Origin of the sequence: Neochlamydia sp. S13 (genome assembly GCF_000648235.2) — a bacterium.
Taxonomy (GTDB): Bacteria; Chlamydiota; Chlamydiia; order Chlamydiales; family Parachlamydiaceae; genus Neochlamydia.
The window spans coordinates 1,325,354-1,340,440 of the sequence record NZ_AP017977.1; the positions used below are offsets into that span (position 1 = coordinate 1,325,354).

The window sequence follows — 15,087 nt, forward strand, 5'->3', positions numbered from 1 at the left end:
CTTTACATTTATTTTAACGCCTTTTAAATTAAGGAGATAAGAAAGATCATAACCAACACTACAAATGCATTAAGATGCAAGTAGGATTAAAAGGAGGATAAGAGAATGATTATAGAAAACTTGTCTATTAACCCTTTTATATTTACTGCGTTTAAGAAAATAGGAAAAGAAAAACAACCTTATCTGAAGCTAAGCACCTATGTAGGGCTTAGCTTAAAAATTTTCAAAAAATTAGAAAAGCAAGACTTGTGCAAAGCACGATTGGTTTGTAAAGAGTGGAAGGAGCTAATTGAACTAACTGAGGAATGGAAAAGTTTTCATGCAAAAGAAGTGAGAACTAACTCACCAACAGAAAAACAACAATCTAACTTTTTAGCTCCTAGTCAATGGAACAAACATAGAATAGCTGAGTGCTTATGGCAGGATTCTTCAACTATTATTAGTGAGTCCATGATAGCAAAAGTAAATACTGCGGCTGACTATCTAAGTAAGGAAGGATTTGAATTAAAGGGTGTTCCCAGTGATGGTGACTGTTTTTTTAGCGCTTTTTTAGGAAGTTATGCTTGTCTTTCAAGGAAAATCCCTTTGCTAGACGATCAAAAAAACAAAATTTCCTATTTAAGAGAAGCGCTCTCAGGCATCATCAAGCATACGAACAACGAAAGAGCAGAAGAAATAATAAGAAAAAGATCTTGGGTAAGCGGCTTAGGTGAAGGAGATCTGCTAGCTTCGGATTTATCTATTCCTATAAGATTGGTGACAGTCAATGAGGAACATTTGATTTGTGGCGTTAATGATATGCTTATCCTCCCAAGAGAGGGAATAGCTGCAGCTGAAACAACCCAGGAATGGGGCACTATTCCTGATGAAGAAAGACCTAAAGAATATATCCTCATTGTAGATTTAGGAGGTCATTTTATTTATGCCCAAAAGCCTTTAAAGCAGAATAACTTTCTTCCTTTAAAATCAGCAACTTCCCCTACTCTCCTTTCGGGTGAAGACCATTCTTTTTCTCCTCATATAAAAGCTAGAATGAATAAAGTTAAAAGATTTTCCCTTATAAAACAGGATTTTAATGAGGCTGGTAAACAAGAAATATTTGATCCCTCCAATCCTTTAGCTACTCTACCCTTAAAAATTTTCCAACGGATTTTCCTTTCTTTCAACAGTTTAAACGATGATGAATTAAGAAAGGTTCTTAATGCTAAAAGCTGTGCTCGCATGTTTAAGCAGCACCTACCTAGCAAGATGCAGTTGTTGACACGCTATCAACCTCAAAAATCGCCTGAGTATCTTAATAAGATTGCTGAATATCTAGACAAAATTGTTTATTCTATAGATGAAAGTAATAGTTTTTTAACAAAAATTAAGTTAAAAGAAGCAGAAGAAGCCTATACGCTAGCTTTAAAGCTGGCCACTCAAAAGAACGATTCCATCCAAGAGAGCATCTGCATAGAAAAACTAGGTGATGTTTATGTGGGTAAAGGGACACCTGAAACGTTTCTGCAAGCGGCAGGACTTTACAATTATGCTTTATACCTTGCTCCCCCAGAGCGACAAATAATTCTTAGTGATAAGCTTTGTAGAGCCCAAAACTTGATAATTAGAGCCTGTAAGGGTAACCCCTTAAGTTTAGCGATAATGCAGGAGCAATTTATTACCAATCGCCAAGTATTAAAAAATTTTAGAGAGGAAGTAGAGGAGAAAATTCAAGTCCTGCCAGAAACGCCTTCTTTCCAAGAAGTGAGGGACCTTTACCGAGATGTTGCCCAGAGTATAAAAAGCTTTTTTAGCGCTTTGGTAAATCAGGCTATCGATGTCTTAGGCCCTGCGCCTTGTGAATATGCTATGATAGGCTTTGGTTCCCTAGCTAGAGAAGAGATGACTCCTTATTCCGACCTAGAATTTGGTATCATTATACAAGAGGATACTCCTACAAATAAAAAATACTTTAAGAATCTTACGAATCTAATTCACTTAAAAGTTATCAACTTAGGAGAAACCATCCTTCCTGCTTTAAATATTCCTTGCTTACAAGCCATAAGTTTTTTTGATAGCATAACCTCACGGGGCTTTGCCTTTGATGGAGCAGGGGTAGAAGGAAAAGGCTGTAAAACCCCTTTCGGTAATGGTAAGACATTTGAGCTTATCCAAACTCCTGAAAAGATGGCCCAATATATTGGTAAGGATGAAAATGGTCAATGGTGGCATGATAAAGAGCCACATCTTCCTATGGAATTGCTAAACTTTACTCCTTTGCTTGGCAATTTTGAATTAATTAAAGCCTATGATGGAAATATTCAAGAAGTGCTTAATATGCATTATCAAGAAAGCCTTGATCTGCGCCAGTACTTAGCCAAGCAACACCTTGTACTAGCTGATATGGAAGCTTTTAATCCAGGAATGGGCGATTTAGGTAGGCAGGGCATGCTTTTTAAAGTTAAAAATGATTTTTATCGTTTTCCTCATTTGGCTTTAGACCGGCTAGCCCTTCTTAAAAAAGTAGAAGCTTCCGACACCTTTACTAGGATTGATAAACTAAGTGAGTTAAAGATTATAACGGAAGGCGCCGCCGAAAAGTTAAAGGATTGGATGAGTATAGCGCTATTTATGCGCCTCAAAACCTATTCACATTATCAAGCACAACAAGAGATGATGAATCCGCTGATTAAACCCTTTGGCTTTGATGATCCTAACCTTATTAAAAAGCAATTTGCGTTAGATCATGAAGCGTTGGAAAAGGTAAAAAAAATTTATCGTATTTTTATTCCTTTCCATCAAGCTATCCAAGATTTTCTAGCAGGCCACGAAGAAAGCCTCAAATTATCAGATTTAGAGGACCACTCCCCGGATACACAAGGTGATATAGCCCTAAGGCTTTTTCAATATAAGGAAGCAAAAAAGTATTACAAGTTAGCAAAAAAAGCAAATGCAAAAAACCCATACTTTTTAGGTTTTCTGGGCATCATTTATAATGCCCAAGGAGACTTAGATAAAGCCGCGGAATACGTTAAAAGCGCTTTTGCCATTAACTTTGAGCTTGTTGGGGAAAATCATCCCCAAATGGCAGCATTTTACAATAACCTTGGGGGCATCTATCACAGGCAAGGCAATTTAGAGCAAGCGGCTAAGTATGCACAACAAGCACTCGCCATTGATCTTAGGACTTTCGGTGAAAATCATCCCACAGTGGTAATTTATTATAATAATCTAGGGCAAAACTATCTAGAACAAGGTAATTTAGAGCAGGCGGCTGAGTATGCTAAAAAAGCTCTCGCTATTAGCCTCAAACTTTTTGGCGAAAATCATCCCAATGTAGCAACAATTTATAGCAACCTTGGAGGCATCTATCTACACCAAAGCAATTTAGACAAAGCAACCGAGTACACAAAAAAAGCGCTCATTATTGACCTTAAGCTTTTTGGTGAAAATCATCCTACTGTAGCCCTCTGTTACAACAACTTAGGACAAATCTATCACGACCAAGGTAATTTGGATAAGGCGGCAGAGTATACTAAGGAAGCGCTTGCTATTAACCTTAAGCTTTTTGGGGATACTCATCCCACGGTGGCGAGTCTTTATAGCAATCTAGGAGCCATCTGCAAAGCAAAAGGCAATTTAGGACAGGCGGATGAGTATGCCAAGAAAGCGCTTAATATTGATCTTATGCTTTTTGGTGAAAATCATCCTACTATAGCAAATAATTATCACAGATTAGGTACAATCTGCCAAGAGAAAGGGAATTTAGACAAGGCAGCCGAATATAGCCACAAAGCTCTTACTATCGGACTCAAGCTTTTTAGTGAAAATCATACTACTGTAGCCACCTATTATAACAACTTAGGACAAATTTATAAAGAGCAAGGAAATTTAGATAAGGCGGTGGAATATGCACAAAAAGCGCTCATTATTGACCTTAAGCTTTTTGGTGAAAACCATACTACTATAGCAGCATGTTATAATAACTTGGGACAAATCTACCAAAGCCAAGGCAATCTAGACAAAGCGGCTGATTACACTAAAAAAGCTCTCGCCATTGGCTTAAAGCTTTTTGGTGAAAATTATCCCACGGTGGCGATTTATTACAATAATTTGGGACAGATCTACAAAGAGCAAGGCAATTTGGACAAGGCGGTTGATTATAGCAACAAAGCTCTCGCTATTGACCTTAAGCTTTTTGGTGAAAATCATCCCAAGGTGGCAAGAGATTATAACAACTTGGGGCACATCTATCAAGAGCGAGGTAATTTAGAACAGGCGATGGAGTATGCTAAGAAAGCTCTCGCTATTAGCCTTAAGCTTTTTGGTGAAACTTATCCCGAGGTGGCGATAATTTACAACAATCTTGGAGGGATCTATAAAGAACAAGGTAATCTAGACAAGGCGGCTGAGTACACCAAGAAAGCGCTCATTATTGACCTTGAGCTTTTTGGTGATAATCACGCTGCTGTGACAACAACTTACAACAACCTTGCGGACATCCATAAAGAGCAAGGAAATTTGGAAAAGGCAGCTGAGTATATCAGCAAAGCTCTTATCATTGATCTTAAGCTTTTTGGTGAAAAACATCCCATGGTGGCAAGAGATTATAATAACTTGGGACAAATTTACAAAGAGCAAGGCAATTCAGATAAGGCGATTGAGTATAGCAGCAAAGCTCTTGCCATTCACCTTAAGCTTTTCGGTGAAAACCATTCTACTGTAGCAGGATGTTTTAACAACTTGGGACAGTATTACCAAGAACAAGGCAATTTAGGCAAGGCGGTTGATTATAGCAACAAAGCTCTCGCCATTAATCTTAAGCTTTTTGGTGAAAATCATTCCAATACGGTCATGACTTACAACAACCTTGGGGGCATCTATCATAAACAAGGCAGTTTAGACAAGGCGATTGATTACACTAAAAAAGCTCTCGCCATTAATCTGAAGCTATTTGGGGAAAATCATTCTAAGACGGCAATATTTTATAGCAACTTGGGACAATATTACCAAGAACAAGGCAATTTAGGCAAGGCTGCTGAATATATCAATCAAGCTCTCGAGATTGACATTAAGCTTTTTGGTGAAAATCATTCCGATACGGCAATGACTTACAACAACCTTGGAGGTATCTATCATATACAAGGCAATTTAGACAAGGCGATTGATTACACTACTAAAGCTCTCACCATTAACCTTAGCCTTTTCGGTGAAACCCATTCTAAAACAGCAATGTTTTATAGCAACTTGGGGCAGTATTACCAAGAACAAGGCAGCCTAGAGCAAGCGGCTGAATACACTAAAAAAGCTCTCGCCATTAACCTTAAGCTTTTTGGTGACACTCATGCTGTGGTAGCAAGAGATTACAATAACTTAGCTCAAATCTACCAAGACCAAGGCAATTTAGATAAGGCCGCTAAATACGCCAAAAAAGAGCTAGCTACTAGTGTTATACTTTTTGGCGACAACCATCATACAGTGTCCCAAGGTTACCACACGTTGAGAAAAATTTATAAAAAGCAAGGCAATTTGGAGCAAGCCGCTAAGTATACTAAGAAAGCGCTTGCCATTGGTATTAAGAGTGGAGGGGGAAATAGCTATGATATAGCAACAGCTTGCAACAAATTGGGACAAATTTACAAAGAGCAAGGCAATTTAGACAAGGCAGCTAAATACATCGAGAAGGCACTTGCCATTAACCTTGAACTTTTTGGTGAAAAACATCCCATGGTGGCAAGAGATTGCAATAACTTGGAGCAAATTTACAAAGAGCAAGGCAATTTAGATAAAGCAATGGAATATATTAATAAATCTTTTGCTATTGAACTTAAGCTATTTAGTGAAAATGACCCCAAGATGGTAGAAGATCACAATAATTCCAGAATGATCTACCAAAAGTACGGCAATTTAGACAATGCAGCTGAACGCACGCAGAAAGCACTAGCTATGGACCTGGAGCTTTTTGAGGAAAATCATATTGCTATAGCAAGCGATTACAACAACCTGGGACAAATCTACCAACACCTCGGCAATTTAGATAAGGCCACTGAATACATTGGAAAAGCTCTCGCCATTGACCTTAAGCTTTTTGATGAAGATCATCCCATGGTGGCAAGAGATTATAATAACTTGGCGCAAATCTACCAAGACCAAAGCAATTTAGATCAGGCGATTGAGTATAGCAACAAAGCTCTTGCCATTCACCTTAAGCTTTTTGGTGGCACTCATGTTATGGTAGCAAGAGATTACAATAACTTAGCCCAAATTTACCAAGACCAAGGCAATTTAGATCAGGCGGCTGAATGCACTAAAAAAGCTCTCGCCATTAAAATTAAGCTTTTGGGTGAAAATGATTTTGCGGTGAAAAGCGAGTACTACAACTTAAGGCAAATCTACCAAGATCAAGGCAATTTAGAAAAGGCCGCTAAATACGCCAAGAAAGAGCTTGCTACTACTGTTATGCTTTTTGGCGACAACCATCATACAGTGTCTCAAGTTTACCACACGTTGAGAAAAATTTATAAAAAGCAAGGCAATTTGGAGCAAGCCGCTAAGTATACTAAGAAAGCGCTTGCCATTGATATTAAGAGTGGAGGGGGAAATAGCTATGATATAGCAACAGCTTGCAACAAATTGGGACAAATTTACAAAGAGCAAGGCCATTTAGACAAGGCAGCTAAATACATCGAGAAGGCACTTGCCATTAACCTTGAACTTTTTGGTGAAAAACATCCCATGGTGGCAAGAGATTGCAATAACTTGGAGCAAATTTACAAAGAGCAAGGCAATTTAGATAAATCAATTGAATATATTAATAAATCTTTCGCTATTGAACTTAAGCTTCTTAGTGAAAATGACCCCAAGATGGTAGAAGATTACAATAATTTTAGAATGATCTACCAAAAGTACGGCAATTTAGACAAGGCAGTTGAATGCACGCAGAAAGCACTAGCTATGGACCTTGAGCTTTTTGATAAAAATCATATTGCTATAGCAAGCGATTACAACAACCTGGGACAAATCTACCAACACCTCGGCAATTTAGATAAGGCCACTGAATACATTGGAAAAGCTCTCGCCATTGACCTTAAGCTTTTTGATGAAGATCATTCCATGGTGGCAAGAGATTATAATAACTTGGCGCAAATCTACCAAGACCAAAGCAATTTAGATCAGGCGATTGAGTATAGCAACAAAGCTCTTGCCATTCACCTTAAGCTTTTTGGTGGCACTCATGTTATGGTAGCAAGAGATTACAATAATTTAGCCCAAATTTACCAAGACCAAGGCAATTTAGATCAGGCGGCTGAATGCACTAAAAAAGCTCTTGCCATTAAAATTAAGCTGTTGGGTGAAAATAATTTTGCGGTAAAAAGCGATTACTACAACTTAAGGCAAATGTACCAAAAACAAGGCAATTTAGAAAAGGCCGCTAAATACGCCAATAAAGAGCTCGCTACTAGTATGAGGCTTTTTGGCGAAAATCATCATACAGTGTCTCAAGTTTACAACGACTTGGGACAAATTTATAAAGAGAAAGGTAACTTTGAACAAGCCGCTGAGTATACCAAAAAAGCGCTTGCCATTGATATTAAGAGTGGGGGGAAAAACAGTTATGGTGTGGCGACAGCTTATAGCAACTTAGGACAAATTTACAAAGAGCAGGGCAATTTGAAACAAGCGGCTGAGTATACCAAGAAAGCGCTTGCCATTGACGTTAACCTTTCGGGGGAAAATAGCTATCGTTTAGCAACAGATTACACTAACTTAGGACAAATTTACAAAGAGCAGAGCAATTTAGACAAGGCCGCTAAATATGCCAAGAAAGTACTCGCCATTAACCTTAAGCATTTTGGTGAAAAAAGTCCTGTAGTAGCAAGAGATTACCATAACTTGGGAATACTCTACCAAGAGCAAGGCAATTTAGATAGGGCTTTGGCATATGCACAAAAAACGCTTACTATTATTATTAAGCTTTTTGGTGAAAATAATCCCATAGAAGCAAGCGATGACGATAACTTGAGAACAGTCTACCCAGATCACAGCAATCTAGATAAGGTAGCTGAGCATACACGACAAGCGCTTGCTATTGCTATTGACCTTGAGAGCCGTGGTGAAAACCCTCTTAAGGTAGCGACAATTTATAATAATCTTGGAAGAACCTATAAAAAACAAGGCAAATTAGACAAAGCGGCTGACTATACATTAAAAACGCTTACTGCTGTTCTTAAGATTTTTGAGGAAGATCATCCTATGGTAGCAAAATTTTATAACAACTGTGGAATAACTTGCGAAGAAAAAGGCAATTTAGAGCAAGCCGCTCAGCATATCAAGAAAGCGCTTGCTACTAACCTTAGTTTTTTTAAGGAAGCAGCTTATAAGTCAGAGATCTTAAAGTAAAAGGAAAGCATTCATCGTTTTTAATTATCTGCAATAGATAAAACTTAATCTGTCATTGGTGATGAACCTAAAAAATATAAAAACACCATAAGACTTTAAAGCCTGCCGCCTATAAAAGCGGCAGGGCTGATCTGAAGCAAGCGACTAAGATCAATAAGAAGTGACAAAATGTCAAATTCAGTAATTCATCACAAAGCTATCAAAAAAAGTGGGGTATTTTAAAGCTAGCCGAAACATTAGGAAATGTGCCTTAAAGCTTGCAAAATGAGGAGATATTTTAAAAATTGCTTTTATAAATTCAAGACCTTTACGAAACAGGTGGAGAAGCAACTCTTCAAGAGATGATACTAAAAAAAGCCTTGGTGTCCTACTCTTGGATTGTCTACTTAAGATAGGTCTTTTCCTTCCTTTGGTTTTTCCTCCCTCTTAAGCATATCCCTCAGGAGTCTGGGGCTTTCACTTTCTGACTATCAGCTATGGCTGCTAATGATTCTTCCTTCTTTTCCTTACCTTCTTTTCTTCTTTCATAGATAGGTTTTTATCTCCTCCAATTTCCTAGCAAGCTTCCGCCTAGAAAAATAATTAAACTTTAGCTTACAAAAAAGAAAATTGTGGGGAGCGTGCCTCTCTTGGCATCCTATACGGTTTACATAAAACTAGCATCTACTAATGCCTTTCGTTGAGGGTACCTAAACAGCCTCCATCCTTTTTCATAGAAAACAGAGAAAACATGCTTTATTTCTTCCACTCTTTATCACTTAAATCGTCACGAGAACTTCTATGCATTGAGCCTCTCCTTCCTTTGAATTTGCTTCCATCTTATTAGAATAAGAGCCAACCCTTAAAAAGCTCAAAATTTACATCAGGATATCCACTTGCTATTTGAAGGAGCGAATGAAAAAAAAGCTTGGCGACTTTGATACTGCTCTGCGCCAAAGCATAAAAAAAACCAGATAGATGAAAAATGTGATCATGAGTTACTTAAAATGATCTGTCACCTGCAAAATTTTTAGCTTCTGTTGCATAATAAGCAGACTCTCATTATTATAAAGCGATTCATTTCAGGAGCTATAAAATGGCACATATTGACAAAGATACTATTCAGAACCTAATGGCTTTAAGTCGCATCGAGTGCACAGAAGAACAAAAAGAAGTCCTGCTTAACAATTTAAAAAAAATTATTGGATACTTCGAACAATTGAATGAAATCAATACCGATGATGTGCCACCTTGTGATCATGTTCTTACTGATATGTACAATGTGATGAGAGAAGATGTGCCTGGGCCCACCCTGCCCCGTGAAAAGTTTTTATCCAATGCTCCTGCGCACATTGGAGGAATGATAAAAGTTCCTACCATCATTAAGCAAAACTGATTATCTGAAGGAAAGACATGATACACACACTGACCGCATGCGAAATTAAAGATAAGTTTTTAAAAGGAGATCTTACCGCGCTAGCTGTTACGGAAGCTTTTTTAAAGCGTATCGATCAATATGACAGCCAGATTGGAGCTTTTCTTGCAGTGTACAAAGAGCGTGCGATTGAAAAAGCTAAGCAGCTAGATAAGAAGAAAGCTTTAGGGGAAAAATTAGGAAAGCTTGCGGCTGTTCCCATAGCTATCAAGGATAATATTCATATTAAAGAAGAAATTTCTACCTGCGCTTCTAAATTCCTCGTTAATTATCGCGCTCCCTTTGATGCTACGGTTGTTCGCCTTTTGGAAGAAGAAGATGCTATTCTTTTAGGCAAGACTAATATGGATGAATTTGCGATGGGCTCTTCTAATGAAAGCTCTGCTTTGCAAAAAACTTATAACCCCTGGAACTTAAAATGCACTCCTGGTGGCTCTTCAGGTGGATCTGCTGCTGCTGTTGCTGGACGCTTATGTCCCCTTGCGCTAGGTAGCGATACAGGAGGATCTATCCGTTTGCCCGCTTCCTTTTGTGGAGTCGTGGGCTTTAAACCTACCTACGGAAGAGTTTCTCGCTATGGATTAGTTGCTTATGCTTCTTCCCTGGATCAAATAGGCCCTTTTGCTACCAACACGCGAGATGCCGCTTTAGTGATGGAAGTGATTGGAAAGCACTGTGAAAAAGATTCTACCAGCTTACCCGCTGAAGCGGACGATTACCTTGCGAAGATGAATAGTGACATTAAAGGAAAAAAGATTGGAGTGCCTTGGCATTTTTTAGATACTCTTGCTGCCGAACCTAAAGAAGTCTTTAACAATTCTTTAGAAGTTCTAAAAAGCTTAGGAGCTGAAATAGTAGAAATAGATTTAAGTATTTTAAAGTATTCTTTACCTGTCTATTACATTTTGGCCACAGCCGAAGCTTCTACCAATTTAGCACGCTTTGATGGAGTGCGCTATGGCCACCGTTCGAGTCGCGCTCAAACCTTAGAGGAAATCTATGATTTTTCAAAAAGTGAGGGCTTTGGAGAAGAAGTGAAGCAAAGAATTCTTTTAGGCACCTTCGTACTTTCCTCTGGTTATCAACAGGCCTACTATAAAAAAGCACAAAAAATTCGCACTTTAATTATACAAAGCTATCAAGAAGCTTTTAAAAGATGTGACTTGGTAGCTAGCCCCGTTAGCCCTTTTGCGGCATTTGAAATAGACTCGATTAAAGATCCTATACAAATGTATTTAGAAGACATCTACACGATAGGCATTAACTTAGCAGGCCTTCCTGCCATCAGCATTCCTGCCGGTTTTTCTACTGAGGGAAAACCTATGGGCTTGCAATTAATAGGCCCCCAAAAAGATGAGGTAGGTGTTTTCCAAGTCTCCCACGCTTTTGAAAAGGCGACCGCCTATCATATGCACATGCCTGAACTAGTGAAATAGGAGAAATTCAATGACGCAGCATACTAACTGGGAAGCCGTAATTGGTCTTGAAATACATGCCGAACTTAACACCAAAACTAAACTGTTTAGCGTAGCTCCCAATCATTTTGGCGATGAACCTAACACAAACATTACAGAAGTCTGCACAGGCCAGCCAGGAGCTCTACCCGTACTTAATAAGGAAGCCGTTCGAAAAGCCGTGCAATTTGGATGTGCCATCAATTCTACTATCGCTAAATTTAGCAAATTTGATCGCAAATCCTACTTTTATCCTGACAGCCCTCGCAATTTTCAGATCACGCAATTTGAGCAGCCTATTGTATTGGGAGGAACTGTTGTCGCCGAGGTTAATGGAATAGAAAAAACTTTTGCTGTCAACCGGGTACACTTAGAAGACGATGCGGGCATGCTTAAACATTTTACCAATTTCGCGGGTGTGGATTATAATCGCGCAGGTGTTCCTTTGATTGAAATTGTGTCTGAACCCTGCATTCATTCGGCCGATGAAGCTGTAGCTTATGCATCAGCTATCAAAGCCATTTTACAATATATTGATGTTTCGGATTGCAACATGGAAGAGGGCTCGTTACGCGTGGATGCAAATATTTCCGTGCGCCTGAAAGGAGAAACTGGGCTTCGTAATAAGATTGAAATCAAAAACATGAATTCTTTCAGCAATATGCATGTAGCTATTGAATGCGAAATTAAACGCCAGATCTCTGCCTACATGAAGCACCCTAACACCCCTTACCACCAAATTATCCAACAGTCCACTTATCGATGGGATCCGGAAAAAAAAGAGACGGTCATTATGCGCCGCAAAGAGCGAGCCGATGACTATCGCTATTTTCCTGAACCTGATCTTGTGCCTATTGTTCTGACCGATAGCTATATCGAGGAAGTACGTCAGTCATTACCGGAATTGCCTTTACAAAGAGAAAGGCGTTATGTAGCCGAGCTGGGTCTTTCTCCTCATCACGCCTTTGTTTTAACGCAAGATAAGCCGATAGCTGATTACTTTGAGGAAGCTCTTAAAAATTGCTCAAATGCACGCAACCTTTGTAATTGGATCATTGTAGAATTTGCAGGAAGGCTTAAAGATTCGGGTAAAAATCTTTTAACTCTTGGTATTCCTCCCATTCAGCTAGCCAAGTTAGTAAACATGATTGACAAAGGAACGATCACTGGAAGAATAGCTAAAACTGTGGCTGATCAAATGGTGGCTCAACCCCAAATGGATTGTGAAAAAATCGTAGCTGATAATCCTGATTTTAAACCGGTGAGCGATCAAGGAGAAATTGCAGCTATTGTAGATAGAGTAATAGCGCAAAACCCTCAATCTATTGCTGATTTTAAAGCAGGTAGAGAAAAAGCATTTGCTTTTTTAGTGGGCCAAGTGATGAAAGAGACTAGAGGTAAAGCAGCCCCTACCGTAGTAAACGAGATGCTCAAGCAGCGTATAAATTCCTAGATAATAAGCTAATAGGTTTGTCAAAAACTTCTATTTTCTGGCTTTATTCTTTTAAATTTATTTTTAAATGTTTAAGGGAGAAAAGCTTAAAAACTAGGCACTCTTTTTAGCAAGCTTTTAGGTGAAAAAATTAAATAAAAACGCTCGAAAAATTATAAGCTCTACCTAAGATGTAGGTATTCACTTAAAATCCATTCAAACAAACTCTTCCTTTTTTGTTGGAGTTCAAGCCCGCTAAGGAAATAAGTAATAGACAACCTCTTCGCTCGTTTTAATTATTTCCAGCATTAAAAAATTTGTGCAAAAATTTTTATCTTGTAGCAATCTTTTTTCTAAAGCTACTCCAATTAAAAGGGAGTGGATAAAAAGAAAAGCAGGACTCTTAGAATCCCCCTTTAAGCTTCAGATAATTAAGCTTTATAAAGCATTTTTTCATTTGCTTTTTTAGAAAGATAGCTTCCTAATGAAGCTTGCCAAATGACTGCAGCAGTAGCAAGAAAGACAGGCAGCACTAACATGCCTATCCCCCAACAGCCGATAATTACAGGCACGGAATAAGCGGATAGAAATACTTTAATCCTGTTTACAGCCTTTTCTATCGATTTACTAAAAGCTATCCCTATTACTAATGAAATAAAGCACATTCCAGGATTGGTAGCAAAAAGAGCTATGGTTAATAAGCTAATAAACACAACGTTAGCCACTTCTTTCACTTTGGAAAAAGTCTGAGAAGCTTTCTCTCGCCATGCAGGATTAACGGGCAGATGAATAGATCCTCTATCACTCTTCAAGTCGATAGATGCTAACGTCGTCATATAAACCTCTTTTTTATTGAGGAAGTATTATGCTAAATCAGAAGATAAGAAACAAGCCTGAAATGTTTTATTGACAAAGTGAAGAAGAAATTCATAATATCAGCCCCAACGGGGTTAAAAATGGAAAGCGACGACATTGGTGAATTTAAAATAACTAAAAAAGTTAAAATGAAGCTTAAAAATAAAAAGCTTCTTAAAAAGCAACTTGCCCAAGGTAAAACTGCTCAGCAAATTTTAGAATTTAGCGATGAAACCATGGCTAAATTCTATGGCGCTGCCTATCGCCTATTCGACCACCGCCGCTATGTGGAAGCTGCTCAAGCTTTCTTATTCCTAGTCACTCTTAATCCTTATAACCATGAGTATTGGGTGGGGCTAGGGATGTGCTCACAACTCAATAAAGATTACGAAGCTGCTATCGATGCTTACGAAATGGCAGCTATATGCCGTATTGATAACCCTGTGCCCTATTTTTATCTAGCTAAATGCCTCTTTGCTCTGCATGATAGAGAAAGTGCCCTGCAAGCACTAGATTTGGCAATAGAATATGCCTCCAACCATCCTGAATTTTTAGAACTTCAGCATCATGCCGAAAATGCTAAACGGCTTTTACTTAAAGATATATAAATATTATTTTTTATATATTCTCTTACGCTTCTAATATTTAATTAAGCCCGAGGGTGAAATTCATCGAAGCTTTTTTGCAAGCGAGACTTGCTTATCTGCGTGTATCTATCCGTACTACTGATACTTGCATGCCCAAGCATTTCTTGGATAACGCGTAAGTCAGCTCCATTTTCTAATAGATGGGTGGCAAATGAATGTCGAAGAGAATGAGGGGATATATTTTTAAGGATACCTGCCTTTTTCATATATGTTTTGATCATCCTCCATACACTCACCCGATCGATAGGTTTTCCCCGGCTAGAGACAAATAATTCTTTAGTTTTTTCACTCTCTGCTAATGAGCGATAATGATGAAGATAATGATCGACAGCTTGGATAGCTTTAAATCCTATAGGAACTAAACGTTCTTTCTTTCCTTTACCCATCACCCGCACATATTCATCATCGACATCATAAATCTTCAAGCTACAAACTTCAGAGACCCGCAGTCCGCACGCATACATAATTTCTAGCATGGCTTTATCTCGTGAGCCTTGTAACGTCTCTACATCGGGAGCTTCTAATAATCTTTCAATTTCTTCGTAGGAAAGCACTGTAGGGATAAGCTGCCAAGCTTTAGGCGTAGCAAAATATAAGGAGAAATTGGTTGGCAAATTTCCTTCTCTTTTTAGAAATCGACATAATACTTTAATGGCGATGAGATTGCGTACAATACTTGAACTGGCATATCCTGCAGCTTGTAGAGAGGCCACAAAATCCATCAAATGTTCTTCATCGACCTGTTGTATAGCAGTCAAGCCTTTCTTTCTTATAAAAGCAAAGAATGCAGCTATATCTCGCTGATAAGCTTCTATAGTATTTACTGCTAACCCTTTTTCCGATCCTATGTAGCTTAGAAAATCTTCAAAAATAGTATCCAAGAGACTAAAAGAGGATTTCTGCATG

General features: G+C 38.5%; 7 protein-coding genes. 5 read left to right on the forward strand and 2 right to left on the reverse strand.

The annotated features are described in order from the left end of the window. Positions 1-105 precede the first annotated feature (105 nt). The 4 genes from TY21_RS05110 (at position 106) to gatB (ending at position 12,700) form a co-directional block, all read left to right on the forward strand. A complete protein-coding gene (locus TY21_RS05110) occupies positions 106-8,379 on the forward strand; it encodes a tetratricopeptide repeat protein (protein ID WP_130589563.1) in 8,274 nt (2,757 codons plus the stop codon). Between the two features lie 1,075 nt (positions 8,380-9,454). After that, a complete protein-coding gene (gatC, locus tag TY21_RS05115; RefSeq protein ID WP_042243676.1) occupies positions 9,455-9,754 on the forward strand; it encodes an Asp-tRNA(Asn)/Glu-tRNA(Gln) amidotransferase subunit GatC in 300 nt (99 codons plus the stop codon). A 17-nt stretch (positions 9,755-9,771) separates the two neighbouring features. After that, positions 9,772-11,229: an Asp-tRNA(Asn)/Glu-tRNA(Gln) amidotransferase subunit GatA gene (gatA, locus tag TY21_RS05120; RefSeq protein WP_197725037.1), complete on the forward strand. Its 1,458-nt coding sequence runs from the start codon at positions 9,772-9,774 to the stop codon at positions 11,227-11,229. Positions 11,230-11,239: 10 nt separating this feature from the next. Beyond that, positions 11,240-12,700, forward strand: coding sequence for an Asp-tRNA(Asn)/Glu-tRNA(Gln) amidotransferase subunit GatB (gatB, locus tag TY21_RS05125; protein ID WP_042243673.1), 1,461 nt, complete (start codon positions 11,240-11,242; stop codon positions 12,698-12,700). A 410-nt stretch (positions 12,701-13,110) separates the two neighbouring features. Here gatB and TY21_RS05130 read toward each other — a convergent pair whose 3' ends face one another. Next, positions 13,111-13,515, reverse strand: a complete 405-nt coding sequence (locus tag TY21_RS05130; protein ID WP_042243671.1) for a hypothetical protein — start codon at positions 13,513-13,515, stop codon at positions 13,111-13,113. A 120-nt stretch (positions 13,516-13,635) separates the two neighbouring features. Here TY21_RS05130 and TY21_RS05135 point away from each other — a divergent pair, with 120 nt between their 5' ends. Further along, the gene (locus TY21_RS05135; RefSeq protein ID WP_042243667.1) at positions 13,636-14,142 is read left to right on the forward strand and encodes a SycD/LcrH family type III secretion system chaperone; all 507 of its coding nucleotides are present in this window, start codon (positions 13,636-13,638) and stop codon (positions 14,140-14,142) included. Between the two features lie 41 nt (positions 14,143-14,183). Here the strand turns inward: TY21_RS05135 and xerD are convergent, their stop codons facing one another. Further along, complete coding sequence (gene xerD, locus TY21_RS05140; RefSeq protein WP_042243664.1) at positions 14,184-15,086, reverse strand: site-specific tyrosine recombinase XerD; 903 nt, start codon at positions 15,084-15,086, stop codon at positions 14,184-14,186. Between the last annotated feature and the right edge of the window lies 1 nt (position 15,087).

What these genes read in the sequence shown, in the direction of transcription:
- gatA (WP_197725037.1), top strand. Translation starts at nt 9,772, where the DNA reads ATGATACACACACTGACCGCATGCGAAATTAAAGATAAGTTTTTAAAA.
- TY21_RS05130 (WP_042243671.1), bottom strand. Translation starts at nt 13,515, where the DNA reads ATGACGACGTTAGCATCTATCGACTTGAAGAGTGATAGAGGATCTATT.
- gatB (WP_042243673.1), top strand. Translation starts at nt 11,240, where the DNA reads ATGACGCAGCATACTAACTGGGAAGCCGTAATTGGTCTTGAAATACAT.
- TY21_RS05135 (WP_042243667.1), top strand. Translation starts at nt 13,636, where the DNA reads ATGGAAAGCGACGACATTGGTGAATTTAAAATAACTAAAAAAGTTAAA.
- xerD (WP_042243664.1), bottom strand. Translation starts at nt 15,086, where the DNA reads ATGCAGAAATCCTCTTTTAGTCTCTTGGATACTATTTTTGAAGATTTT.
- TY21_RS05110 (WP_130589563.1), top strand. Translation starts at nt 106, where the DNA reads ATGATTATAGAAAACTTGTCTATTAACCCTTTTATATTTACTGCGTTT.
- gatC (WP_042243676.1), top strand. Translation starts at nt 9,455, where the DNA reads ATGGCACATATTGACAAAGATACTATTCAGAACCTAATGGCTTTAAGT.